This window comes from Pseudoalteromonas sp. SG43-7, assembly GCF_014164295.1.
Taxonomy (GTDB): Bacteria; Pseudomonadota; Gammaproteobacteria; order Enterobacterales; family Alteromonadaceae; genus Pseudoalteromonas; species Pseudoalteromonas rhizosphaerae.
Genome location: NZ_JACJEY010000047.1, coordinates 12,670 through 37,264, shown reverse-complemented (window position 1 = coordinate 37,264; position 24,595 = coordinate 12,670). Strand labels below are relative to the sequence as shown.

23 protein-coding genes and 1 pseudogene are annotated in these 24,595 nt (G+C 39.9%); 9 read left to right on the top strand and 15 right to left on the bottom strand.

The genetic code is table 11. The annotated features are described in order from the left end of the window. The first annotated feature begins 291 nt into the window (after positions 1 to 291). A complete protein-coding gene (locus H5200_RS17875) occupies positions 292 to 756 on the top strand; it encodes a hypothetical protein (RefSeq protein WP_182719378.1) in 465 nt (154 codons plus the stop codon). A gap of 155 nt (positions 757 to 911) precedes the next feature. On the opposite strand, the gene H5200_RS17870 is transcribed toward H5200_RS17875, so the two are convergent. Genes H5200_RS17870 through H5200_RS17860 form a run of 3 tightly spaced genes read right to left on the bottom strand, consistent with a single transcriptional unit; the run spans position 912 to position 5,337 of the window. Continuing rightward, complete coding sequence (locus H5200_RS17870) at positions 912 to 1,217, bottom strand: DUF3240 family protein (protein ID WP_182762056.1); 306 nt, start codon at positions 1,215 to 1,217, stop codon at positions 912 to 914. Next, positions 1,210 to 4,284, bottom strand: a complete 3,075-nt coding sequence (locus H5200_RS17865; protein WP_182762054.1) for an efflux RND transporter permease subunit — start codon at positions 4,282 to 4,284, stop codon at positions 1,210 to 1,212. The genes H5200_RS17870 and H5200_RS17865 overlap by 8 nt, the downstream gene beginning before the upstream one ends. After that, on the bottom strand, positions 4,285 to 5,337 hold the full coding sequence (locus tag H5200_RS17860; protein ID WP_259399232.1) for a hypothetical protein: 1,053 nt from the start codon (positions 5,335 to 5,337) through the stop codon (positions 4,285 to 4,287). Positions 5,338 to 5,520: 183 nt separating this feature from the next. On the opposite strand from H5200_RS17860, the gene H5200_RS17855 reads away from it, so the two are divergent. Next, complete coding sequence (locus tag H5200_RS17855; RefSeq protein WP_182762050.1) at positions 5,521 to 6,048, top strand: helix-turn-helix transcriptional regulator; 528 nt, start codon at positions 5,521 to 5,523, stop codon at positions 6,046 to 6,048. Positions 6,049 to 6,157: 109 nt separating this feature from the next. On the opposite strand, the gene H5200_RS17850 is transcribed toward H5200_RS17855, so the two are convergent. After that, on the bottom strand, positions 6,158 to 6,613 hold the full coding sequence (locus H5200_RS17850; protein WP_182762048.1) for a hypothetical protein: 456 nt from the start codon (positions 6,611 to 6,613) through the stop codon (positions 6,158 to 6,160). On the opposite strand from H5200_RS17850, the gene H5200_RS17845 reads away from it, so the two are divergent. Together H5200_RS17845 and H5200_RS17840 are read left to right on the top strand one after the other, a co-directional pair. Further along, positions 6,598 to 7,779 (top strand): PQQ-dependent sugar dehydrogenase, encoded by a 1,182-nt coding sequence (locus tag H5200_RS17845; protein WP_182719382.1) that lies wholly within the window; start codon positions 6,598 to 6,600, stop codon positions 7,777 to 7,779. The two genes, H5200_RS17850 and H5200_RS17845, sit on opposite strands and share 16 nt — an antisense overlap. Before the next feature lie 226 nt (positions 7,780 to 8,005). Further along, entirely contained in the window at positions 8,006 to 8,293 is a 288-nt protein-coding gene (locus tag H5200_RS17840) for a hypothetical protein (protein ID WP_182762046.1), read from the top strand. Positions 8,294 to 8,403: 110 nt separating this feature from the next. Here H5200_RS17840 and H5200_RS17835 read toward each other — a convergent pair whose 3' ends face one another. Together H5200_RS17835 and H5200_RS17830 are read right to left on the bottom strand one after the other, a co-directional pair. Further along, positions 8,404 to 8,817 carry a hypothetical protein gene (locus tag H5200_RS17835; RefSeq protein ID WP_182762044.1) on the bottom strand — a complete coding sequence of 138 codons (414 nt, stop codon included), beginning with the start codon at positions 8,815 to 8,817 and terminating at the stop codon, positions 8,404 to 8,406. Positions 8,818 to 8,866: 49 nt separating this feature from the next. Then, positions 8,867 to 9,514: a hypothetical protein gene (locus H5200_RS17830; protein WP_182719384.1), complete on the bottom strand. Its 648-nt coding sequence runs from the start codon at positions 9,512 to 9,514 to the stop codon at positions 8,867 to 8,869. 253 nt (positions 9,515 to 9,767) lie between these two features. On the opposite strand from H5200_RS17830, the pseudogene H5200_RS17825 reads away from it, so the two are divergent. Continuing rightward, positions 9,768 to 10,228 (top strand): annotated as a pseudogene (locus H5200_RS17825) (ISAs1 family transposase); the annotation flags it as partial. A 28-nt stretch (positions 10,229 to 10,256) separates the two neighbouring features. Here H5200_RS17825 and H5200_RS24370 read toward each other — a convergent pair. After that, positions 10,257 to 10,652, bottom strand: a complete 396-nt coding sequence (locus tag H5200_RS24370; RefSeq protein ID WP_182762042.1) for a cupin domain-containing protein — start codon at positions 10,650 to 10,652, stop codon at positions 10,257 to 10,259. Between the two features lie 629 nt (positions 10,653 to 11,281). Between H5200_RS24370 and H5200_RS17815 the strand changes: the two genes are divergently transcribed. Both H5200_RS17815 and H5200_RS17810 read left to right on the top strand, forming a co-directional pair. Continuing rightward, entirely contained in the window at positions 11,282 to 12,325 is a 1,044-nt protein-coding gene (locus tag H5200_RS17815; RefSeq protein ID WP_182762058.1) for a flavin reductase family protein, read from the top strand. Then, a complete protein-coding gene (locus tag H5200_RS17810) occupies positions 12,322 to 13,374 on the top strand; it encodes an acyl-CoA desaturase (RefSeq protein WP_182762040.1) in 1,053 nt (350 codons plus the stop codon). The genes H5200_RS17815 and H5200_RS17810 overlap by 4 nt, the downstream gene beginning before the upstream one ends. A gap of 213 nt (positions 13,375 to 13,587) precedes the next feature. On the opposite strand, the gene serS is transcribed toward H5200_RS17810, so the two are convergent. From serS to lrp, 6 genes are all read right to left on the bottom strand, one after another. After that, positions 13,588 to 14,886, bottom strand: coding sequence for a serine--tRNA ligase (gene serS / locus H5200_RS17805; protein WP_145242225.1), 1,299 nt, complete (start codon positions 14,884 to 14,886; stop codon positions 13,588 to 13,590). An 8-nt stretch (positions 14,887 to 14,894) separates the two neighbouring features. Further along, complete coding sequence (gene crcB / locus H5200_RS17800; RefSeq protein WP_392352509.1) at positions 14,895 to 15,257, bottom strand: fluoride efflux transporter CrcB; 363 nt, start codon at positions 15,255 to 15,257, stop codon at positions 14,895 to 14,897. A gap of 10 nt (positions 15,258 to 15,267) precedes the next feature. Then, positions 15,268 to 16,611, bottom strand: coding sequence for a replication-associated recombination protein A (locus H5200_RS17795; protein ID WP_182719386.1), 1,344 nt, complete (start codon positions 16,609 to 16,611; stop codon positions 15,268 to 15,270). Next, on the bottom strand, positions 16,604 to 17,245 hold the full coding sequence (gene lolA / locus H5200_RS17790) for an outer membrane lipoprotein chaperone LolA (protein ID WP_145242218.1): 642 nt from the start codon (positions 17,243 to 17,245) through the stop codon (positions 16,604 to 16,606). Before lolA ends, H5200_RS17795 begins: the two co-directional genes overlap by 8 nt. After that, positions 17,246 to 19,714, bottom strand: coding sequence for a DNA translocase FtsK (locus H5200_RS17785; RefSeq protein WP_182740749.1), 2,469 nt, complete (start codon positions 19,712 to 19,714; stop codon positions 17,246 to 17,248). 186 nt (positions 19,715 to 19,900) lie between these two features. After that, a complete protein-coding gene (gene lrp / locus H5200_RS17780; protein WP_145242214.1) occupies positions 19,901 to 20,380 on the bottom strand; it encodes a leucine-responsive transcriptional regulator Lrp in 480 nt (159 codons plus the stop codon). Positions 20,381 to 20,520: 140 nt separating this feature from the next. On the opposite strand from lrp, the gene ald reads away from it, so the two are divergent. Beyond that, positions 20,521 to 21,642 carry an alanine dehydrogenase gene (gene ald, locus H5200_RS17775; protein WP_149982720.1) on the top strand — a complete coding sequence of 374 codons (1,122 nt, stop codon included), beginning with the start codon at positions 20,521 to 20,523 and terminating at the stop codon, positions 21,640 to 21,642. Positions 21,643 to 21,713: 71 nt separating this feature from the next. On the opposite strand, the gene H5200_RS17770 is transcribed toward ald, so the two are convergent. Continuing rightward, a complete protein-coding gene (locus tag H5200_RS17770) occupies positions 21,714 to 22,511 on the bottom strand; it encodes a M48 family metallopeptidase (protein ID WP_182762038.1) in 798 nt (265 codons plus the stop codon). A 192-nt stretch (positions 22,512 to 22,703) separates the two neighbouring features. Here H5200_RS17770 and H5200_RS17765 point away from each other — a divergent pair, with 192 nt between their 5' ends. Beyond that, positions 22,704 to 23,903 (top strand): Bcr/CflA family efflux MFS transporter, encoded by a 1,200-nt coding sequence (locus tag H5200_RS17765; protein WP_145242208.1) that lies wholly within the window; start codon positions 22,704 to 22,706, stop codon positions 23,901 to 23,903. Positions 23,904 to 23,930: 27 nt separating this feature from the next. On the opposite strand, the gene grpE is transcribed toward H5200_RS17765, so the two are convergent. Continuing rightward, a complete protein-coding gene (gene grpE / locus H5200_RS17760) occupies positions 23,931 to 24,545 on the bottom strand; it encodes a nucleotide exchange factor GrpE (RefSeq protein WP_182762036.1) in 615 nt (204 codons plus the stop codon). Positions 24,546 to 24,595: the final 50 nt, after the last annotated feature.

Sequence of the window (24,595 nt, the reverse complement as noted above, 5' to 3'; positions counted from 1 at the left end):
CAACACACAATAGCAAGCATGAGTTTGCTATTGTGTGTCGTAATAAAGTACATACCTACTCAATTAATTTGCTAAAACTATCCCGCTCTTCATAAATAAAAATAAAACCATACCAGCAAAAGTATTATTGAATTCTCGCCTAAACAACGCATTAACTTATCTATGTCGCAAACAAGGTTACCCACACTTTCTTACAACTTAAAACAACAACACACAAAGCCCACACATATTTTTTCAATTTTGACCGCTATGATAATAACTTATCGACATGAACATAAATGGAATCATCTCATGAAAAAAAGCTTACTGATCTTTTTATTACTTTCCGGCTGTGCATCACAAGGCATTGACCGTAATGATCAAAATCAAATGGTTAAACGCTATTACGCTACTGTAGGGTCAATGCAGCAAGTAACGCTATCATCTGAGGTAGGTACAGGCATCGCAGCAGGCGCAGGCTTCGGCTTCGTTGACAACCTAGATGGTAATACTGAAGAAATGGTAGGCGGCGCAATTATTGGCGGCCTCGTCGGGGGCTTATTTACTGCCCTGTTTGAAGGCGGAAATACCGCATACCAGTACAACTTATACGCAGCTAACGAAGGTGACTTTACTGTTATTCAAAAGCACAAACTAGATAAAAATACGCAATGTGTAGTAGTAAATGCTGGAGGTAAAGTAACTCTAGAGCCTGTAGATAACGCATATTGCGAACCAAGCCTAAGCACGAATGAAAAAGCCAGCATTGCTAAATAGCGCTTTAGCAATGGCATAGTATAGTTGCTAGATCTACACTAATAACTTTTTCGAACAATATTAACTTATAGCAATATTGTGACCTCTTTTTAGCTATTTTGTATTTAGTTATAAAAAGAGGCTGCTCGAAGCAACAGCCTATAATTCTAACTACACTATCTAAGGTGCCCGCTTTCAACAATAGGCGTAACCCAATATTTTAATGGGGTGTATTGGCACACAGGGCTTAATGCCGTTTTAATTGTTTGCAGCTGCGCTAATAATATATGCACCTCAAACTGATAAAAACTGCGATGCCCTTCTACTTGCTCGGCAATATCAAATTCACTGTGCTCTTTACTGTAGCCTTCAATGTTTTTTAAGTTAAAGCCGGTAATGCAGTCTATGCCAATTAATATATCAACCACGTCATCTTTTATGTATGTGGGTACATTTAGGGTAAAAAGTAACTGTTCAGCCATGTTTTTTCTCCAACCAACCATAAAAGATAGGTAATAAATAAAGTGTTGTAATTGTTGAGGTAATTAACCCGCCAATAACCACAATTGCCAATGGTTTTTGAATCTCAGCGCCAGGGCCGGTGGCAAATACCAGTGGCAGTAAACCAAACATGGCGGTTGTGGCTGTCATTAACACTGGGCGAAGGCGTCTGCTTGCGCCATCTAAAATGCGCTGCGTTACATTGGCAGAAAACATTTTCATTTGCTCAAAGTAGCTGATCATCACAATACCATTGAGTACCGCTACGCCAAGTAAAGCAACAAAACCAACCGATGCAGGCACCGAGAGGTATTCATTACTAATAAATAGGGCAATCACTCCTCCCATTAATGCAAACGGAATATTAGCAATTATCAGCGTTGATTTAGATAAGGATTTAAACGTGGTAAATAAAATAATGAAAATCAGTATTAATGCCACAGGAATAAGCACCAGCAAGTTTTGTGTTGCACGTTGCTGGCTTTCAAATTCGCCACCAAACGACAAGGTAAAACCACTGGGTAACTTTATGCTGCTATTAATTTTAGCTTCCAGTTCATTTACATAACTAACCACATCGCGGTTATCCACATTAACGCTTACAGAAGCAAAGCGCTTTGCTTTTTCTCGCTCTATTAACAATGGCCCCGTTTTAAAGCTAATATTAGCCACCTCTTCAAGTGGTAGTAGGCTGTTGTCGGGCATTAAAATTAGCTTTTGCTTTAATGCGCTCATTGACGACAACTCAAAGTGTGCTGCGCTTTCGCCTTTTTGTGAATTAAACACAATAGGGATCACGCGGTTTCCTTCTTGCAGTGCCGATACCTGTAGGCCTTCTAATTGCGACTTTAAATAATCGCTTAATCCTTCGGTGGTTAAACCAAACTGACTGGCAACCTCAGGAATAAGTTTAATATTTACGTATTTACCCCCTTCAATAAGCGCCATTTGCACATCACTTGCGCCGTCAATATTAGTGGCAAGTGCAGTGACTTTTTCAGCTAATGAGGCAAGTGTCGCAATGTCATTACCGAATACTTTAATCGAAATATCACCGGTGCCACCGGTGAGCATTTCTGATACCCGCATTTGTATTGGCTGAGTAAAGCCAATATTTACTCCTGGAAATTGCGCAAGTGTTTGTCGAATATCCTCGATTAGCAGCACTTTGGAGTCAAAACGCCACGTATCTTTTGGCGCTAATTCCATAAATACATCGGTTTCGTTTAACCCCATAGGATCAAGCCCGAGTTCATCGGAGCCGGTACGGGCAACAATTTGTACGATTTCTGGGGTGTTTTTTAACAGTGTGGCTTCAATTTGTTTATCGATATCCAGCGAGGCTTGCAAGGAAATACTCGGCGATTTTTCCAGTTGCACAATAATGTCGCCTTCATCTAAAACGGGCATAAAGCTTTTACCAAGCCCCTGAAATAACACCCCACTGAGCACTAAAACAGCAACTGATATAACACTTATTGCCACCGGCTTTTTAATTGCACGGGCAAGTGTTTTAGTATAAAAACCTTGTAATAATGTGACCATTTTAGGCTGGGTTACGGGTTCATTTTTTAATAACAATGAGGCTAAAATTGGAATAACCGTTAACGACAACAACAGCGCACTAAGCATGGCAAACACGATAGTGAGCGCCACTGGGGTAAATAACTTGCCTTCTAACCCTGTTAGCATTAATAGCGGTGAAAACACGATAATTATAATGATTGTGCCTGAGAACACTGGCGCCGCGACTTCTTTACAGGCGCGATAAATAACATGCAGCCGAGGGAGGTGCTGATTATTAGCCAACCGATTCACTATGTTTTCAACAATAACTACCGATGAGTCCACCAGCATACCAATGGCAATCACTAAGCCACCTAAACTCATTAAATTAGCCGATAAATCAAACTGCTTCATCATTATAAATGTCAGCAATGCCGACATAGGTAAAGACAAAGACACCACCAATGAAGAGCGAATATCACCTAAAAACAAGGCAAGTAGCACTATCACTAAAATAATCGCTTGGCCTAGTGCGCTGGTAATGGTGCTAATTGCGGTATTTATTAAGTTAGAACGGTCGTAAAACACATTAATTTTTGTGCCTTGCGGTAATGACGCTTCAATGGTGCGAAGTTTATCTTTTACATCTGCAACAACTTGCGCTGTATTACTATTTTTAAGCGCAATTATAAGCCCTTGTACCGCCTCTTCACTGTTTTTAGTGACTGCGCCATAACGGGTTAAACTGCCAACGTGTACCGTGGCAATATCACTTAACCTAATAACCTTATTTTGAGTGGACTTAATCACGGTATTTTCAATGGCGGTTATATCGGTGTATTTTCCCTCAGTGCGCAAAATTAAGGTGTCGTTGCCTTTTTCTAAGCGCCCTATGCCACCGTTTTGATTCGTTTGCGTGATTGCCAACTTCATTTCATCAAAGCTGACTTGATGCTGTTGCATCAATAAAGTATTGGGAAGTATTTCATAGGTTTTTGAAAAGCCGCCAAGGCTATTCACATCAGCAACGCCGGTTACAGTGCGCAATAATGGACGAATTTGCCAATCTAAAAGCTCTCTTTTTTCAATCAGCGATAAGTGAGTACTTTCTATGGTAAACATGAACACCTCGCTCAAAGGCGTGCTCATTGGCGCCATGCCGCCACTAATATTACTGGGCAAGGTGGGTAAAATATTTAATAAACGCTCATTAACTTGCTGACGGGCCCAATAAATGTCGGTGCCCTCTTCAAAGTCAATGGTAATATCGGTAATAGAATACTTAGTGGTAGAGCGCAGCATTTGCTGTGACGGAATACCCAGTAATTCGGTTTCAATCACCCGTGTTACTTGCGATTCTATTTCAAGGGCGTTCATGCCGGGTAATTTGTAAACTATTTTAACTTGGGTGGGCGATATTTCTGGAAAAGCATCCACCGGAATACTTAACCAAGATTTAGCACCAATGGCCATAGCAACAATAACAAAAATACTAACAAACAAACGCTGAGTAAGTGAAAACTTAATAAGCTGGTTTAACATTTATTCTCTCCCTAAGTGAAGCAACATACCTTGTAGCGCACTTACCGAGCTTATTAGTACCTGCTGATCATCTAGGTTTTTATTGGCAGTAAATACATAGTCTTTGCCTTGTGTACCCTTGAGCTCAATCGGCAGTAACTCAAGGTTATCGCCAGACTTTAAAGCAATGTAATTAACATCTTCAAATTCAAACACCGCTGACTTTGCTATTTTAAAGCCCGTTAATTTATTTACCGGTGTGACTTTGATAGTTTGCCCCAGTGTCAGCTGGCATTCATTCGAACTTGGTGACGCCCACACAATTTGATGGTATTTATCTGCAATACTGTCATAGCTCTCAATATTTAAGCTGCAACTTTGTGACAGCTTGAAATGCGCTAACGTGTTGGAAAAACTAAGAGGGACTTTAATCTTAACGCGAATACTACTTGCATCGATAATATCAAACGCGGTGTCACCCATCATACGGTTTCCCGACTCATTGGTGAGTTTTAAAATGCCCGTTTTTGGACTCACTAAGGTCACGTTTTCACTGTCATCAATGTTTAAAAATGCCATTTGATGTTGCATATGTTCAAAATTTAGCTTGGCTTCAAAATAGCTTTTTGTGATTTCAACCCATTCAGAGCTTCTTATTATTTTGTTTTTTAAGTGCTGTTGGTTTATGTCGTAATGGCTTTTAGCAATAGCGAGCATATCTTTTGCTGATTGATAGACATCTAAAAAATGGTGAACATCACAGCCCTCAACGCTTGCGATAGTGGCGCCCTTTTCTACCATGCTGCCGTTAGGGTATAAGTAACGAACCTGCTGTACATCAAACGCAAACAGCACCGTATAATTGACCCCGGGTTTGAAATTGACTTCACCAATTAAACTTTGCCCGTTAATAAACTCTGTTTTTTGAATCGGCGCAAATTCAACATCAAAACCACTGAGTGACGAAAGCCCTACAGGTGCTAAATTTTGCGAAGCAAACACAGGATTAAATGTTAATAAAGCCACCGTAAAGAAGAAAAATAACGTATATTGAATACGCAAAAAATGACGCATTTTTTTTGTAAAATTTAACAGCATTTCGTTTGTTCACATTTGATTAATTTTATAGAATCAACCATGACTTTTTTAGACGGTTAAATCATCAGGCAAACGCCTTAACGTACCCAAAAATAGCGAAAATTACGCTATGGTACATTTGTCCATTGTATTTATAAGGCATTGATAATAGAGGTTTTAATGAGAGACAAGTTAATAGCAGCCACCTTGTTAATAATAATGGTGCTAAACTTTTTTGATGTACTAACGGATATACATTTAGGCGTGCCGCAGTGGCATATTTTTTCTGAGGGCTTAATCGTTGTCATTTCTGCAGCCTGTGCTATTTACTTAATTAGCGATATTCGTGCGCGTACTGCCAATATTAATGCGCTGAAACAAGAATTAGTGCATTCAAAAAAAGAACTTAAAAACATATCACAGGCAATGATGGATGCGCGTCATGAATACAGTGGTGTTATTCAAACCCAATTTTCACAATGGACATTGACTCGCAGTGAGCAAGAAGTCGCGATGTTATTACTTAAAGGCTTAAGCTTTAAAGAAATAAGCGCACTAAGAAACACAAAAGAAAAAACCGTACGCCAACAAGCGTCCGATATTTACAGCAAAGCCGATGTAGAAGGCCGACATGAATTTGCTGCATGGTTTTTAGAAGATTTTATGCAACAAGGACAATACCAACCAACAAGTTCAAGCCTCAATTAATTGAAAAGCTACAAAGGTGAGGCCTCAGGTTATTTCTATAGCATTGCATCCGCTGTGCATCAAATCTTAAGGAATAATTAAAAACCTTAATGATTATCTCTGTGTAAAACTAGATGAGTTCATTTTTACTATGACAACCATTGCTCAACTTAGCAAAAACATAACCCCCTACAGCCCCTGCAAGCAGCTGCATATAAAAACCCCAGCCTCTTGCGCCCGCTATAATAGTAATATTCATAATTGACTCAATAGCAATTAAAGCCGTAGCAAACGCCACAATACCCGCAATTACAAATAATTGCGCACCTTGTTTTTTAACTTTTTTAGCAATAAGCCAGGTAACCGAAAACGCGATGGCAAGTGCAATAGCAATAATAGCGCCATAGGTCGGTAGCAAGCCGAGCCAATCTTCAAGGGTTAAGTTAACACGGTCATTAAAGCCCACCACAACACCCACATTAACTAATTGATTGACAACGTATTGACTATGAAACAAGCTAGCGAGTGTAAATGTAAGTAACCAAGAAACTAAAAATGAAGGGAGTATACGTGTTAAAAACGACATGGTTATCTCAACTTAAAATGAAACTTTTTTCTTACAGTAGCAAAGGCTTGCAGGGTAAACAATCTCTACGTTGTATTACTCTACTCTCGCTTTTAGCGTTTTCTTGTAACGCCAGTGCAGAGCTACCAAAACAGCAATACACTGCTGATACCTTAGCAACGGGACTCAATTCACCGTGGAGCATGGTTAAACTCCCAAGCAATACCTGGTTTGTCACGGAACGTGATGGTCATATTGTTATCATTAAAAACAACCAACAAACCCGAGTTAAACTAGATTTCGAGGGCTTATACGTTGCAGGCCAAGGCGGCCTACTCGATATAGTGCTTTCGCCAAATTACAGTGAATCAAAAGAAATTATATTCACTTACGCTCAAGGTGAGCTTGATGCAAATAGGCTCGTTATTGCCAAAGCTACGTTTGATGGTGCGCAATTTTCAACGCCAAAAATTATTTATAAAGTTGCCACAGATAAAGACACACCGCAGCATTACTCTGGCCGCGCTCTTGTCCTACCCGATAATACCTTATTGTTTTCAAGTGGCGATGGCTTTGACTACCGTGAGCAAGCACAGGTTATGACCAGTCAACTTGGCAAAACATTACGCATAAACTTAAACGGCACGATACCAAACGATAACCCATTTATTAATCACAAAAATCCTGCAGCTCATGCTGTGTACTCACTCGGGCACCGTAACTTGCAAGGCTTGGTTTATGATTACGATACACAGCAAATTGTTAGCCACGAACACGGCCCCGCAGGCGGCGACGAACTAAACTATTTAACCCCAAGCACCAATTACGGCTGGCCGGTGATCACCAACGGAGATGATTACTCACAAGCACGTATTTCACCGTTTAGAGAATACCCTGGAATGGCTAAACCAACGGTTGATTGGACGCCCTCAATCGCCCCTTCTGGCATGGCTTATTATGGCTCAAAGCATTTAGCTTTTCCCTCACTACAACAGCATGTGCTAATCACTACGCTGGTCGATAAAAAGCTCTACAGCGTTAATTTAGCGAATGGTGAATTTACCCAGACTCATGTTTTACCAGAGGTAACTGGACGTTTGCGGGATGTATTTGTTACAACCGAGGGTAATATCGCGGTGTTAACCGATGGAAAAGATGCAAAATTGCTGCTGATAACGCCAAAGTAAGCAGATTATTCAATCAGTGTGCTGTTGAGATGACAAGGTTTTTCTTTAACTGATTTAATGCGGGAAAAAATATATTTTTCCATATCATTTTAGTTGTCACCGCATTGGAAATGAGGATTATTGTATTTTACTGGGGTGAATATGCAGGTGAAGGAAAAAGAAATACCTGTTCTGTTCTCTTGTTTTTGTATATTCCGATCGTTATCTATCCCATAGCAGGAACATAATGTCAGTACTTGAAAGCTCTGCAGAGGCCATTAAATCTGCACTAATTAAAGGTATTTCTAATGAACCACAACATATAAAATACTTCATTATAATCATCAAAAATTATTCGCCTATTCAGCTTTGGATCGAAAATTACAGAAAACCATATCAATTAGTATTTTCAGCTTTCAAAGCTTCTAATATTTTGACCATTACAAGATTAATAGATTTAAAATATCGCCATATTTTATCGCCGTTTCCTATGCAAATAGTTAAACAACCTTTGTGTTCTAAGAACAGACTATAGCATCATAAAATGCACGGGTAATTTGATGGGAATATATTTACTGAGGTGTTTTAGCTAAAAAAACCATGCACATAAACTAATAAATCATTATGCACATGGCTTAATTTTAATTAAAGAGCATTTTCTACAGTATCTTGTAGAGCTTTTGCGCGATCTTCAATTTGGTTTTCTGCATTGGCAATTGATGAATGGTTTAATGTCAACACGCCATTGCTGTATGAAGAGTATTTATTGGCATTGCTGATATCACCAATATTTTGAATAACAACTTTTTTCAAATCGTCTTGAATTGCTTCTTGAGAAAAGTTATCAGCACACATTTTGCTGAACGCAATAATCATTGGCTCGAAGTAAATTTGAGTCCAAGTCTGACTATAAAGATGAGCATAATTATCAACTGACAAACTATCCCAATCAATTTCTATTTCAAATTCAAATTTTGCAGCATCAAAAACTTTTTTCTTTAGATCTTCTAGGTTGTTTTCTTGGAAATCTCTTGCTGCTTTTTTCTCTTTAAGTCCCATTATCATTCCTTATTTTGAGTTGAAAAGTACATATAAAAATTTGAATAAATCAGAATACGTTGTTTATTCCGTTTTCAATTTTTGTTTGAAGTTCAGCCGGAAGCTCACCTTCAAAATTGAATCTCACCAAAATTGTAGAATTCGTTTTTTTAAAGCGAACGCCATCTCTTGGCTCATTTTTAATATAAAAATCGGTTATTTGACTAATATATTCTTTACTGAAGTCATCATTAGCAACAGCCATAAGAGTATCACCAAGCACTTCTAGAATAGCTTTAATTTTGTCAGTGTTTTCAGCTGACACTTCATCAATAGTGAAATTAAAGTCAAGCCCATGAGTGTTATTAAGCGCAGACTTAATTAAAGTTACAGACGTTTCAATATCATCTGCTTTAAATGGAGATACTAGTTTAATCGGTTCTTGGCCTAATAAAAAGCGCTCATGCTTTGCGAAATCATAAATAGAAATATTTACAATACTATCTGTATCAATAAAAGAAATTTCACGCTCTTTATCAGTTAGCAATACCATTTTAATTTCAGGGTCATATTTTATAAAGAAACCAGAATAGCGATTATTGTACCTGTCAGCGACTATAATGTGAAATTCTGTGTCATAGTCAGTTTTACTTTGTTGAAAGCGTTCTAATAACTGCTTAGGAGATGCTAAAACGATATTGTTGATATAGTTATCCATGACTACTCATATTCCTTCTTAAATGTAATCATTATTTCAATAATGCAGTGAGCGGTTAAGAAAAGTCAAAATATAATTTGAAATTTCTTAATTGGATTATACATTTATATGATTAATAAAACATGAATAAATATTCACGAGGCAAGTCCTTCTGCTAACGCATAACTCACCTATTGAGTCATGCGGGGATCACACTTTGTAAATAAACACTATTTATGACCTAATACATAAATTTCATTATCTTAAACTTACTATGTCACTCTTCTCACATTTAGAGCTCGTCAAAGACAATCGTTCACATATAAATCAGCATAATAATTTATTTGATGTGCTTTTTCTGATTATTACTGCCGTCAAATCGGGGGGGGAAACTGGTAAAACATTGATGTATATGGTGATAGTAAGCTTGATCAGTTAAGGGGATTTCGCTCTTTCGAAAATGATATACCCACTCGACATAGTATTGCTCGGATTTTTAGAGCTGTTGATACTGACTTATTACTACTGCCGATGTACAGCTGGGTCAATCAAAACCGCGTTAAATCAGCCCATCCTATCATTGCCTTCGATGGCAAAACTATTCACGGAGCAAGTAAACACATTGCTGATAAATCACACCTTGTCTCAGCAGTTAATTGTGAGGCAGGTCTCACGTTATTCCACCAAACAGTTGGCAGTAAGACAAATGAAATACCGACAGTTCGGGATTTATTGTAAATACTCGACATCAATAACACCGTCATTACATACCAACTGGCAACTCTAAACTGTGTTCGGTAGGTTGTGGTGTTATAGTCATTACTTTAACGCCATTAGGTGATTCAAAACGATGCCAAACCCCCTTTGGAATTACCAACATTTGACCTGAAAATAATGTATTGCGCTGCTCGATTTCCCCGTCTAAAAGAATCAAGGTCGTTTCACCACCGAGAACCTGAACGAACTCGTCACCTATTGGGTGCCTTTCCCACTCACTCGACCCTGAATAATTTGCTATGTATACTCCACCATCTCTGTATTCAGATAAAAGAGCAAATGCATTTTTTGCTTCTTCTTCAGATGTTTCTGGCGTTCTATTTTTTAGTAATTTGATTCTGGAAAACTCATCACTGATTGTAATTGATACTGACTTAGGCACTTGCTCAATCCTTGTAGATACAAAAGGAGCCTATAGAATTGCTCGTTTTTATTTATTATTAATATATCAACCATAGTCTAATTACTATTTTTATTCAATTACTTAGTCTTTTTCAACTTCAATAATTACTCGTGTGATTTGCTGTCGCGTAAACCTAAAAAGTCCAAATAACCAAAGCTTTATTAAAAGAATATGGTTAGCCGTATTAAACCATTTTGAAAAATAATCACAAGGTGAAAAAAGGTTGAATGCAACAGATATTCATGGCTCGCTTTAACATTATGATTATTTGGTTACCATTGCAGGTTGATAAGTTTGCAGCCTAAAAGTGCCTCTATAACCACATGAAATATAAATACTAAAAATCAGATAGTTGAAGCTTTAAATAATTCTATGCTTATCATTTTATATTCCGCAATTTAACGTGCCTTACGTAAGTTACAAATAAAAACAATAGAATAATTACTCTATACGTATTGAAAATCAAAAATTTCAAGGTACACTTGCGCGCTGAAATTTGAACTTACAGGTGTACGCTCAAATTATTAAAGTAATTATTTCAGTGCTTACCCTTAAATAAAGAAAACACAGGCCAATAAGCACTCGGTTTAGAAAGAGATGTAATGACGATGTTTACGCAGGCATTAGACCAATTTTCAAAATGGTTTTTACACCATCAAAGTTTTGCAGGTTATATAGAACCAATTATGCAGGTATTTAAACCTGCATGGCGTGCAGGCCAATTTAGAGCACAAGTGATCCATACAGAATCACACAGGGGTGAATATTTAAGTATTCAACTTAAGCCAAGTAAACAATGGCCTGTTCACATTGCTGGACAGCATATTAGCTTAACAGTTGAAATAAATGGGCGGTTATTAACGCGTGTTTTTACTATTGTTTCAAGCGCTCAACAATTTAAAAACACTGGGCTTGTGCGCTTACTAATTAAAACAAATGCACTCGGGCGCTTTACTGGTTTACTTAAAGAAACACTGCAAGCTGGTTCGTGGTGTAGTATCACCGCGCCAAGTGGTGAATTTATATTTAAAAACACTGGCGCACCAGTCACTTTTATCGCGGGAGGTTCTGGTATCACGCCAATACTCGCTATGCTTGACGAACATCTTGGCCAAATATCCACCAATGTCATATTAGTGTATTACGCAAAAACGTCTGAACATCAATGTGTTGATGAACTTAGCGAATTGGCTCTGCGATTTAAGCACTTTTCATTTTTATTATTAACCCGCGAACAATCAAATCAGATTACCAGCCATATTAACCTCGCAGAAAAACCTGATGTTTATTGTTGTGGTCCTTTAACCTTTATGCAAACGGTCAGTGATTTTGCTAAAAAACACGCATTAAATTATAACCAAGAAGCGTTCGGTTTAGCCCTGCCAAGCACCCATAACGCAGGCCAACTTAATGTTAAAATTAATAACCATGCACATGTTGTAACAAATACTGATGTGCTACTAACACAGTTTGAAGCAAAACAGCTGCCAGTAAAACGCGGCTGTGGCATTGGAATTTGTCATCAGTGTCAATGTATTAAAAAGTCTGGCGTGGTACGTAATTTAAAAACTGGTGAACTATCAGATAACGGCGAACAGCTCATTCAACTGTGTGTCAGCCAACCTGTTAGTGATTTGGAGTTACAATTATGAAAACTATTAACTATGAGCAACTAGCAAGCGAATTAGATGCTATAAAAATGCAGACGCTTGATAAAGTGGGTCAAAAAGATGCCGACTATATTCGCTCTATTGTACGTAAACAGCGCCTATGTGAATGGAGCGGACGTATTCTATTAATGCTTGGGTTTATTCAACCATTGCTATGGGTTGCGGGAGTATTGCTACTCGCATTAGCTAAAATCCTTGATAATATGGAAATTGGTCACAATGTCATGCATGGCCAATACGACTGGATGAACGACAAACAACTTAACTCCCAACACTATGAATGGGACATAGCATGTGATGGCCAAAGCTGGCACCGCGTGCATAACTTTGAGCATCATACCTACACCAATATTATTGGTAAAGACCGTGACTTTGGGTATGGTTTGCTACGCTTGAGTAATGACTTTAAATGGCGTTTGAAAAATATATGGCAGTTTATTACCTATATAAACTTAACTGTATTGTTTCAATGGGGTGTGTCATACCATGAGCTGGCAGCTGAGCGTGTATTTATGGGTAAAAAGAAAGAAAGCCGCGAAACTGACGTGTCTCACGCGATGTTAAAACGACGCTTTTTTAGTAAAGGTGCGCGCCAGTTAACTAAAGATTACGCGTTATTCCCGCTATTAGCTGGTCCATTATTTTTGTGGGTTTTAGCTGGTAATTTTCTTGCTAATTTAATTCGTAATTTGTGGACATCAACCATCATCTTTTGTGGTCACTTTACCGAAGAAACTAAAACCTTTAACGAGCAAGACTGCGTAAATGAAACTCAAGGTCAGTGGTATTATCGCCAAGTTTTAGGTTCATCAAATATTAACGGCGCTAATTGGTTTCATATATTAACGGGGCATTTGAGCTGTCAAATAGAGCACCATTTATTTCCTGACATGCCATCATCGCGCTATCAAGAAGTTGCTCCTAAGGTGCAAGCCGTACTAAAAAAACATGGTATTGCTTACAACACAGGTGGATTTTTTAAGCAATATACGTCGGTATTAAAACGCATTTTACGTTACTCTTTTAAATGATTTTTAATCACCCTAGATAACTAACCTGAGCTTAGGAGAATAAAAATAATATTAATACTTTTAATAAGTATCTGAGTAAATCTCTTAACCAAAGTTCAAGTTAACTAACTTTTTCGCTCGCCTTTAACCTTGCACCTATAAATTGAACTTACAAAAAAGCCACTGTTCATTACAAACAGCGGCTTCTCTTCTTAAAGCTTACAGCTCTAAAGCTTATTTAATTACTTCAAGGCCGTTCATATATGAACGAAGTACTTCAGGCACGACTACTGAACCATCCGCTTGTTGGTAGTTTTCTAAGATAGCCACTAAAGTACGTCCTACTGCTAGGCCTGAGCCATTGAGTGTATGCAGTAACTCTGGCTTCTTCTCACCCGCGCGACGAAAACGTGCTTGCATACGGCGCGCTTGGAAATCAACCATGTTTGAACATGATGAGATTTCACGGTAGGTATCTTGCGCTGGTAACCATACTTCTAAATCGTAGGTTTTTGCTGAGCCAAAGCCCATGTCACCCATACATAAAATTACTTTACGGTATGGTAGCTCTAGCGCTTGTAATATTTGCTCTGCGTGACCTGTTAGCTCTTCCAATGCTTGCATTGAATCTTCTGGTTTTACCAGCTGTACTAGCTCAACTTTATCGAACTGGTGCTGACGAATAAGGCCACGAGTATCACGGCCATAACTGCCAGCTTCACTTCTAAAACACGGAGTGTGGGCAGTTAAACGAATTGGTAAATCTTTTTCGTCGTAAATTTCGTCACGCGCGCTGTTTGTCAGTGGTACTTCTGCAGTAGGAATTAAGCTAAAACCTTCTTGCTCTTCACCGTCATCATTTACAAGACCTTTAGTATGGAATAAGTCTTCTGCAAACTTAGGTAATTGGCCTGTACCGTATAAACTGTCGCGGTTTACTAAATACGGTACGTACATTTCTGTATAACCGTTTTTATCTGTATGCGTGTCTAGCATAAATTGCACTAGTGCACGGTGCATGCGGGCCATTGCGCCGCGCATTACAGTAAAGCGTGAACCGGTAATTTTAACGCCCATTTCAAAATCAAGGCCGTTTAGATCTTGTCCTAAGTCTACATGATCTTTTACTGCAAAATCATACTTTTTAGGCTCGCCCCAGGTTGAAATCTCAACGTTGTCAGATTCGTCAGCGCCCGCTGGTACTGATTCATCAGGTAAATTGGGGATAGCTAAAGAAATTTGCTTGAGCTCTTCTAAAATAGCGTCTTGCTCAGCTTTAACACTATCAAGTTGCGCGCCTAAGTTGCTTACTGCATCTAACAATGGTTGTGCATCTTCGCCTTTAGCTTTAGCTTGGCCAATCGCTTTGGAGCTACTGTTACGCTCACTTTGTAATTCTTGTGTTTTTACTTGTAATGTTTTGCGTTTTTCTTCAAGTGCGCTGACAGTCGCAGTATCTAGCTCGTAACCACGTGCTGCTAGACGCGCAGCTGTTTGCTCGAGATCTTGACGTAATAATTTAGAATCTAACATGTTAGTTTTTAACCTTTTTGCATTACCAGCTGAAGGCCCAGCCAAGCCATAAAAATACACACCACCACATTTAAGGTGATATTAAGGGCCATTTTAAAAAAGTGACCTTGTTGCAATAACAACAACGAATCCATTGAAAATGTCGAGAAGGTGGTCAAAGCACCTAGAAAGCCAATCCCTATAAGGGTTTTAGCGGGGCTAACGGTGATAATTTCGCGCTCTATCAAACCGTATAATACGCCCATCAACAATGAACCAAGAATATTAACCGTCAACGTGCCAAAAGGGAATCCCCTACCAAGTAGTTTTAGCATGGTTTCACTAATAAAAAACCGTAAACAGGCACCTGAGGCTCCTCCTGCGGCAATCATGAGATATATCTTAAGGCTTGTCATAGCGTTTTATGTCACTGTGATGATCGCGCTCTTTCAAATAGTCGAGCTTTTGCTTTATTTTTTGTTCTAAGCCACGATCCGTTGGAAAGTAATATTGCTTATCGGCTATCTGCTCTGGAAAGTACTTTTCTCCTGCAGCATAGGCGCCTTCTTCATTGTGCGCATAGCGATACTCAGCACCATAGCCTAAGTCTTTCATTAAGTTAGTTGGTGCATTACGTAAATGCTCTGGCACCGGATAGCTAGGCTCGTTCTGCGCATCCGCCTTGGCTTGATTAAACGCCGCGTACACCGCATTACTCTTCGGTGCGCTAGCTAGGTAAATCGTAGCTTGTGCAATTGCACGCTCGCCTTCACTTGGTCCAACTCGCTGAAATATATCCCATGCATTGAGGGCCACTTCCATGGCACGCGGATCAGCATTACCAATATCTTCAGTGGCGATGGCGAGTAACCGCCTTGCAACATACAGCGGATCGCCGCCACCGGCTAAAATACGACAATACCAATACAAAGCACCATCTGGGGAGCTACCTCGAACTGACTTATGAAAGGCTGAGATCAAATCGTAAAATTCATCACCCCCTTTGTCATACTTGGCTAAATGCGTTGGCAATACTTGACTGAGTACGTGCTCATCAACTAAGTATTGACCGTTTTGCTCTACGGTTAAATCAATCGCCTGCTCAAGTAAATTAAGCACTTTACGAGCATCGCCATCACTGGCTTGGCACAACGCTTGTTTAGCATTTTGTGCAAGTACCACCGTTTTATTTTTCAGTTCATCATCGCTTGCAAGCGCTCGCTCAATAACAAGATGTAAATCAGTGTCTTGCAGCGATTTTAGGACATATACTCGTGCTCGCGATAAAATCGCATTGTTTAGTGCAAACGAGGGATTCTCGGTGGTGGCACCAACAAAAATAAAGGTACCATCCTCTATATGTGGTAAAAACGCATCTTGCTGAGATTTATTAAAACGATGTACTTCGTCAACAAACAGTAAGGTACGTTGGCCAAGACCTTCAAGGTTAGTACGCGCTTCACTCACCGCATCACGAATGTCTTTAATGCCTGCCGTTACCGCCGACATTTGAATCAGCGCCGCATCGGCATGGTTGGCAATAATTTGCGCTAAGGTCGTTTTACCAACGCCCGGCGGCCCCCACAAAATAAGACTGTGGCAACGCCCTGCTAAAATAGCTTGATAGAGAGGCTTATCTCGGCTTAATAGATGTTGCTGGCCAATATACTGATCTAAACTGGTTGGTCGCATGCGCGCCGCAAGTGGGCGCACATCGGGGCCAAAATTAAAGCCTAAATTACTCACCTTGACTTTGATCGTCTATTTCAACGCCTTCTGGAATACTAAACTCAAAGGTTGAAGTAGCAAGGCTTTGATTTACTTTAGTGTCGCTAAAAGTAAACGTAGATGATTGCCCGGAGCTGTCTTTAACCAGTAATGATGCTAAGCCAACTTTATCTGCTGCAAACACAATATCCAGCTGTTCAACTTGGCTTTCAACGCCTTTATTAGGTGTAACACTGAACCCAGTATCCGTGGCGTGTACTTGGTACTTTTGCCATTGCGCCGGATCTTTGGAGGTAAGTAATACAAACGGTGTTGAATCAATCAAACTGTGAGTATTCATAATCGTTACTTGCTCAGCAAAGCTGTCGAAGTAATAGGTTTTATCGCCATTTGATACAAATAACGTGTCATCAGGGCTCGCTTGTTGCCAACGGATCATCATTGGCTGTTGCAAGGCGATAGTACCTTCACCTTGCATAATTGATTGGCCTTGGTCGTCATTAACTTGCTGCGCAAATTGCGCTTGAAAACTCTTTAAACCGGCCAGTTTATGTTGTAATGCTTGGCTGTCATCCGTTGCACTGTCACTTGCAAATACTGATGCTGATAAAAAACAGCTAATTGCTAAGGCTAAATATTTAATTTGTTTCATTTAATTTGCTCCACCATTGGGCACTAATACATCACGGGCACCGTTATGACCTGGTGCGCTTACAATACCCGATGTTTCCATTTGTTCAACTAAACGTGCGGCACGGTTGTAACCAACACGTAATTTTCGCTGCACACTTGAAACTGACACTTTGCCTGTTTCAACAACAAATGACACGGCTTCATCATAAAGCGGATCTGATTCTTCATCCGCGTTTTCACTGGCTTCGCCTGGCAATAAAATATCCTCAGTGGCGTCACCATTTAAAATTTCGTCTATATAATTTGGTTTTGCACGTGCTTTCCAGTCATTCACCACCGCATGTACTTCATGGTCATCAACAAACGCGCCATGTACACGTATCGGTACGCTGGTGCCCGGCGGTAAATAGAGCATATCACCCATACCTAGCAGGTTTTCTGCGCCTTGTTGATCTAAGATGGTACGCGAGTCAATTTTACTTGATACCTGAAACGCCATTCGCGTTGGGATATTCGCTTTAATTAAACCAGTAATTACATCAACCGATGGGCGCTGTGTTGCTAGTATTAAATGAATACCTGCCGCTCGGGCTTTTTGCGCAATACGGGCAATTAGCTCTTCAACTTTTTTACCAACAATCATCATCATGTCAGCAAATTCGTCAATCACCACCACGATACTCGGTAACTTACCTAACTCGTCTGGTCCTTCTTTCATACCATCAGTATCTTTAAATAATGGATCGAGAATCGGGTAACCCGCCTCTTTCGCATCCAATACCTTTTGGTTGTAACCTTTTAAGTTACGAACACCTAACGCCGACATTAACTTATAACGACGTTCCATCTCACCTACACACCAACGCAGCGCATTGGCAGCTTCTTTCATATCGGTGACCACTTCACACAGTAAATGTGGGATACCTTCGTAAACAGAAAGTTCCAACATTTTCGGGTCAATCATGATCATACGCACATCATCAGGGCCTGATTTGTACAGTAAGCTTAATATCATTACATTAACGCCCACTGACTTACCAGAACCTGTGGTACCTGCCACCAGTAAATGCGGCATTTTACCCAAATCAGCACAGATTGGCTCACCGGCAATATCTTTACCTAAGACCATAGTCAGTGGCGATGGATTTTGCTCAAATTTTGGTGCGTCGATTACTTCTGATAACCGCACTATTTCACGGTGTTTATTCGGTAATTCAATCCCTACATAGGTTTTACCCGGAATAACTTCAACCACTCGGACACTAACCGCTGATAGCGAGCGGGCTAAATCTTTAGCAAGACCAGTAATTTTAGAAACTTTAATACCCGGCGCTAAATCAAGCTCAAAACGGGTTACAACAGGTCCAGGGTATACGGCAACAACCGTAGCTTGAACGTTAAAATCAAGGAGTTTAGTTTCAACTAACCTCGATACAGCTTCAAGCTCTTCTGGTGAAATTGGGTTTTTGGCTTTATCAGGTCTATCTAACAAATCAAGCGTAGGCAATGGCGTACTTGGCGGCTTTTCTTCGAGTAGCTGCTCAAACTTTTCTTTTGCGGTAGGTGGAGGCTGATAGGTACTCTTTGGTTTTGGCATTGGTCTTGCTGGCGAAACCACAGTAGTAACTGGTTTTTCAGGCTCAGTAACATGGCTTTGATCAAGCGCATTTAAGGCAGCCGCAGTGTCCATTGGTTCATCATCAATGGCGCTAAAATTAATTTCTTGATCCAGAATGTCATCCAAATCATCAAATGCAGGATGAGAGTCTTGATTTGACACCGCACTATCAATATCCACTTTTGGTTCTGAAAAGCGAATGGCGGGTGTCTCTTTACGTGTCTGTTGCTCATTAACAGGGTCTTGTTCAATTGCAACTTCAGTATTTGCAGTGCGTTCGCGTTGTAACCATGCTTTTAAGTGATGGGCAATAAAACGATAACCTCGCATGATCAAATCGCCAATAAAATCGACACATTGCACCCACGACACGCCTGTTAATAATGTTAATCCAGCAAAAAAGAAACATAATAATAAAATCGAGGTACCGGTAAAGTTAAATGCAGGCATCATCGCTGAAGCTATCACATCACCGACTACCCCACCGGATGAAAAATTATAAATATCATCAAAATTAATACTACTGATAGCCGTTGCTGAAGTGATAAATAATGCAAAACCAATCACTCTAAGCGATAACGTTGTATAGTCGAGTTGAAATATTCTATGAGGTTGCTTAAATAATAAGTAGCCAAATATTTGTAGTGCAGCTGGCACAAAATAAGCTAACCAGCCAAATGTCAGCAATAAAATATCGGCGATCCACGCACCTGCAGCTCCAGTTATGTTTCTTACATTGTCATAACCTGTTTGCGACCAACTCGGATCAGCAGGATCAAAGCTTACCAGCGCACACAATATAAATATTGCGGCAAAGGTGCTAATTATTAAACCGGTTTCTAATAGTCTTTGTACACCGTTTAGGCGCATAACTCGCTATTCCTCATTTTTCTTTGTACTTCTTTGTACTCATTCTTAGCAATGGAATACCTTAGCAGGAAATACTTTTTGTTGCACTTTATCTTAACCATGATGGCCTGATTATGAACAGGTTTTTATTAATCGCGCATGTATCAATAATACAACTTAAGTAGTTACTAAAAAATGGCGCATAATTCAGCCGATATATGGGCGAATAATCACCCCTTGCTCGCCTTTTACTTCTTCCATAACAACATAGGTACGGCTTTCACTAACGTTCGGTAGCTTGAGCAGAATATCCCCTAATACACCACGATATTCAGACATATCATTTACGCGGGTTTTTAGTAAAAAGTCAAAGTTACCCGAGACTAAATGGCATTCGATAATTTCATCATGCTTTTTAACTGCAGCACTAAATTCATCAAACACATCAGGTGATGTTTTAGTGATTGTCACTTCGACGTACACCGACAAACCTTGCCCAAGTTTAGCAGGGTCAACCACGGCTTTATAACCGACGATGTAACCTTCGCGTTCGAGCTTTTTTACACGCTCTAAACAGGGCGTTGCACTGAGCCCCACACGTCGAGCTAATTCAACATTAGACACTCGGCCATCGTGCTGTAGCTCTATTAAAATCTTACGGTCAATACGGTCTAATAACTCATGCATAATAACGACTAGTTTTTTGTACTGTTTAAACGGTGTTTTCAGATTATATCACTAGAATACCGATTAAAAAAGGTGAGACACACTGCCAGTACATGAATATAATAGTGAAAAATTTTATCCCGTTCTATTAAGGCAATATTATGATTATCGGTGTACCTAAAGAAATAAAAAACCATGAATACCGTGTAGGTATGGTCCCTGCTAGTGTTCGTGAGTTAGTAAACCACGGCCACCAAGTTTTTGTTGAATCTGATGCAGGTATGGGCATTGGCTTCACTAACGAAGATTACACACTGGCAGGTGCAGAAATTCTAGCAACTGCTGCTGAGGTTTTCGCAACAGCAGAGATGATTATAAAAGTAAAAGAGCCACAAGCCGTTGAACGTGCAATGCTACGTGAAGACCAAATTCTTTTCACTTACTTACACCTTGCACCAGATCTTCCACAAACTGAAGACCTAATCAAAAGCAAAGCAATTTGTATCGCATACGAAACAGTAACTGATTCACGCGGTGGTTTGCCACTACTTGCACCTATGAGTGAAGTTGCTGGCCGTATGTCTATTCAAGCTGGTGCACAAGCGCTTGAAAAATCAAACCATGGTCGTGGCATGCTACTTGGCGGCGTACCGGGTGTTGAGCCAGCTAAAGTTGTTGTTATTGGCGGCGGCATGGTTGGTCGTAGCGCAGCACAAATGGCTGTTGGCCTTGGTGCTGAAGTTGTCGTACTTGATCGTAACATTGACGTACTACGCGCACTTGACGCTCAGTTTGGTAATAAAGTTAAAGCGATTTACTCAACAGCTGATGCACTTGAAAAGCATGTACTTGAAGCTGACCTAGTAATTGGTGGCGTACTTATCCCAGGTGCTGCTGCACCTAAACTAGTTACTGCTGAACACATTAAAGCAATGAAGCCTGGCTCTGCAATTGTTGATGTTGCAATTGACCAAGGTGGTTGTATCGCAACGTCTAAAGCAACAACTCACGCTGATCCGACCTTCATCGTTGATGACGTTGTTCACTACTGTGTTGCTAACATGCCAGGTGCTGTACCACGTACATCTACTTTCGCACTTAACAATGCAACATTGCCTTTCATCATTAACCTTGCAAACAAAGGTTATAAGAAAGCATTACTAGATGACGCTAATTTCCTTAAAGGTCTTAACGTGATCAAAGGCCAAGTAACTTACAAAGAAGTTGCTGAAGCCTTCAACATGCCATACGTAGATCCACGTACTGCTGTTGAAAACGCATAACTAGCGTTTAGAATAATAAAAGCCTGTGAACATCAGTTCACAGGCTTTTTTTATATCACCAAAAAAGTTTATTACAGCTTACATTGTGGGTTTTTACCCGCCGCTTTTGCTGCTTTTTGCTCATTTAATGCTTGTGGCAATTTTGCTTGTAGCTCTTTAATGCGGTTAGCAGGTGCTGGGTGAGTAGACATAAATTCAGGTGTATTACCACTGCCTGCTTTACTCATATTCTGCCAAAGTGTTACGGATTCTTTTGGATTAAATCCGGCTTTTGCCATTAAATCTAAACCCACTTGGTCGGCCTCAGATTCATGAGAGCGACTAAATGGTAAAATAACGCCGTACTGCGCACCTAAACCAAGACCTTGCATAATTTCGTTACGATATTGTACATTGCCCATTTCAAGTGCGGCACTGCCCGCTTGCATACCTGTTTGTAGCAAGGAACTTTGTGATACGCGTTCATTAGAGTGCTCAGCAATTACATGCCCTACTTCGTGCCCGATAACGGTTGCTAGCTGATCTTGATTTTCAGCCACTTTCAACAACCCTGTATGCACACCAATGTAGCCACCGGGTAATGCAAACGCGTTAGCTGAATCGTCTTCAAATACCACCACTTCCCACGCCTGAGTTGCATACTGTTGCGGTAATACTGCAATCACATCGTCAGCAATGCACTTTACATACGCATTTACTTGAGGATTATTATTAATTTTTTGATTCTTTTTCATATCAGCAAAGCTTTGCTGACCTATCTGACTCATTTGTTGATCAGAATAAAGCGCAATTTGCGTACGCCCTGTTGGTGATGTTTTACAACCCGCTAATACAGCGGTGGCAAGCACAGCCAAAACTAATTTTTTCATTGTATTCTCTTAACTAACAATTTAATTGTTCTTAGAATAGCAAACCAGCCTGCAATTGAATATATCGACTGCCAGTAAAAACATCTGTTGCGTTATATTTCTGTTAAAGGCGATAGTTAGCATGCAAACTAAGTACCCAAGACTAATTGTCGCTGTTACAATAGCAGCCTCTTTTTGTTTAATGGGTTAGTCATGCAGGACTCGGTTTCTTTAAATAAACGCATTCTATTACCTTTACTCGCCAGTATTGTTGCAATTACGCCACTGGCAATCGATATGTATCTTCCGGCAATGTTAGTCATTGCTAACGACCTTAATACCACAATGCCTAATGTACAAATATCGTTAAGCATTTATTTAGCTGGCTATGCGCTGGGAATGCTATTTTTTGGCCCAATCGCAGATCAAATTGGTCGTCGCGTGTTAACGAAGGTCGGCTTAGCATTGTTTGGCTTAAGCTCTGTCGCATTGGCCTTTTGTAATGACATTCACCTATTTTGGGCTTTGCGGGGAGTACAAGCATTCACAGGTGCTGCAGCAACCGTTGTGGTGCCAGGGATAATTCGTCATATTTATAAACAAGATACTGCTAAAGGAATGTCGTATGTATCGATGATCATGATGGTAGCGCCCTTAGTCGCGCCAACGGTTGGATCAATGATCATGGGCTTATCTCACTGGCAAACAATCTTTTTAGTACTGGCTAGTTACAGCTTTGTTATTTTAGCCTTGGTACAAATATACTTAATCGATATCCCTATTTTCAAAAGCCCGATGAAAGGCTTTGCACTATTTTTCGATAGCTATAAAACCGTATTTAAAAATAAAGATACCCGAGCAGATATAGCCAGCTCAATGTTTGTCTCATTCGGCTTTTTTTGCTTTTTAACCGCAGTGCCCTTTGTATACCTTGACTACTTTAAAGTATCAGAACAATTATTTGGTGTTTTATTTGCTTTCAATGTCATGGCGCTAATGTTTGGTAACTTTTTAAATACCCGCCTAGTACCACGTATTGGTTCACGAAAAATGCTGTATTATGGATTAGCGGTCGGCTTTGTAGCTGGCAGTGCCCTACTCACATTTAGCATATTACACCTATCGCTGTATTTTATTGTTGCAGCTATTGCTCCTCTGATGATGAGTTTAGGGGTTACCGCTAGTAATGCTGATGCATTGATCTTAATGCAGTTTGAAGAGCGTTCTGGCACCGCTACGGCGGTTATTGGTACATTGCGCTTTGGCAGCGGTGCATTAGTCGGTCCAATTTTAGCCTTAATGCATGCACAAAGTGCGGTACCATTTTCAAGCTTAATGTTCAGCGCATTAGTATTAACACTAATAGCCCAGCTTTGGCACCGAGCTAGAAACAAAAAAAATGCCCGTAGTTAACGGGCATTTTTTTACTAAGCGACTTCTTTATTCAGCTGCTTTAGATACCATCACCATTGCAGGGCGTAATAAACGACCATTTAATGTATACCCTTTTTGCATCACTGCTAATACAGTGTTAGGTGTTACATCATTGCTTGGTTGAATCGACATTGCTTGGTGGAATTCAGGATTAAACTGCTCACCTTGTGGGTTAACAATTTCAACACCAAATTTTGCAACCGCATCGTTAAAGCTCTTAACTGTCATATCAATCCCTTCAAGCAATGGCTTTAAGGTTTCGTTTTCTTTGTCTGAGAACTCAATAGCACGTTCTAGATTATCAATAACAGGTAATAATTCGTTAGCGAACTTTTCAAGTGCAAATTTATGCGCTTTTTCTACATCTTGTGCAGCACGGCGACGAATATTATCAACGTCTGCAGCGGCACGTACTACGCTATCTTTTTGGTTTGCGATAGTTTGTTTCGCATCTTCAAGCTCAGCATAAAGCATAGCAATTTCAGCTTCAGCTTCAGGGCTAACTTCTTCGCTTTCGTGCGCGTCAGCAGCTTCTACAGCCGCTTCAACGTCTGCTTGCATTTGCTCTAATTCTTCGTTTAATTCAACTTCTTGCTCTGGTGATTTTGTCTGCTCAGACATAATTTAAGTGCTCCAATACTTTTCAATTGCGGTAATTATGGGGATTGAAT

Excerpts from the sequence above, each read along its gene's own strand:
- H5200_RS17875 (WP_182719378.1), top strand. The coding sequence starts at position 292 with ATGAAAAAAAGCTTACTGATCTTTTTATTACTTTCCGGCTGTGCATCA.
- H5200_RS17870 (WP_182762056.1), bottom strand. The coding sequence starts at position 1,217 with ATGGCTGAACAGTTACTTTTTACCCTAAATGTACCCACATACATAAAA.
- H5200_RS17865 (WP_182762054.1), bottom strand. The coding sequence starts at position 4,284 with ATGTTAAACCAGCTTATTAAGTTTTCACTTACTCAGCGTTTGTTTGTT.
- H5200_RS17860 (WP_259399232.1), bottom strand. The coding sequence starts at position 5,337 with ATGCGTCATTTTTTGCGTATTCAATATACGTTATTTTTCTTCTTTACG.
- H5200_RS17855 (WP_182762050.1), top strand. The coding sequence starts at position 5,521 with ATGAGAGACAAGTTAATAGCAGCCACCTTGTTAATAATAATGGTGCTA.
- H5200_RS17850 (WP_182762048.1), bottom strand. The coding sequence starts at position 6,613 with ATGTCGTTTTTAACACGTATACTCCCTTCATTTTTAGTTTCTTGGTTA.
- H5200_RS17840 (WP_182762046.1), top strand. The coding sequence starts at position 8,006 with ATGTCAGTACTTGAAAGCTCTGCAGAGGCCATTAAATCTGCACTAATT.
- H5200_RS17835 (WP_182762044.1), bottom strand. The coding sequence starts at position 8,817 with ATGGGACTTAAAGAGAAAAAAGCAGCAAGAGATTTCCAAGAAAACAAC.
- H5200_RS17830 (WP_182719384.1), bottom strand. The coding sequence starts at position 9,514 with ATGGATAACTATATCAACAATATCGTTTTAGCATCTCCTAAGCAGTTA.
- H5200_RS17815 (WP_182762058.1), top strand. The coding sequence starts at position 11,282 with ATGTTTACGCAGGCATTAGACCAATTTTCAAAATGGTTTTTACACCAT.
- H5200_RS17810 (WP_182762040.1), top strand. The coding sequence starts at position 12,322 with ATGAAAACTATTAACTATGAGCAACTAGCAAGCGAATTAGATGCTATA.
- serS (WP_145242225.1), bottom strand. The coding sequence starts at position 14,886 with ATGTTAGATTCTAAATTATTACGTCAAGATCTCGAGCAAACAGCTGCG.
- crcB (WP_392352509.1), bottom strand. The coding sequence starts at position 15,257 with ATGATTGCCGCAGGAGGAGCCTCAGGTGCCTGTTTACGGTTTTTTATT.
- lolA (WP_145242218.1), bottom strand. The coding sequence starts at position 17,245 with ATGAAACAAATTAAATATTTAGCCTTAGCAATTAGCTGTTTTTTATCA.
- H5200_RS17785 (WP_182740749.1), bottom strand. The coding sequence starts at position 19,714 with ATGCGCCTAAACGGTGTACAAAGACTATTAGAAACCGGTTTAATAATT.
- lrp (WP_145242214.1), bottom strand. The coding sequence starts at position 20,380 with ATGCATGAGTTATTAGACCGTATTGACCGTAAGATTTTAATAGAGCTA.
- ald (WP_149982720.1), top strand. The coding sequence starts at position 20,521 with ATGATTATCGGTGTACCTAAAGAAATAAAAAACCATGAATACCGTGTA.
- H5200_RS17770 (WP_182762038.1), bottom strand. The coding sequence starts at position 22,511 with ATGAAAAAATTAGTTTTGGCTGTGCTTGCCACCGCTGTATTAGCGGGT.
- H5200_RS17765 (WP_145242208.1), top strand. The coding sequence starts at position 22,704 with ATGCAGGACTCGGTTTCTTTAAATAAACGCATTCTATTACCTTTACTC.
- grpE (WP_182762036.1), bottom strand. The coding sequence starts at position 24,545 with ATGTCTGAGCAGACAAAATCACCAGAGCAAGAAGTTGAATTAAACGAA.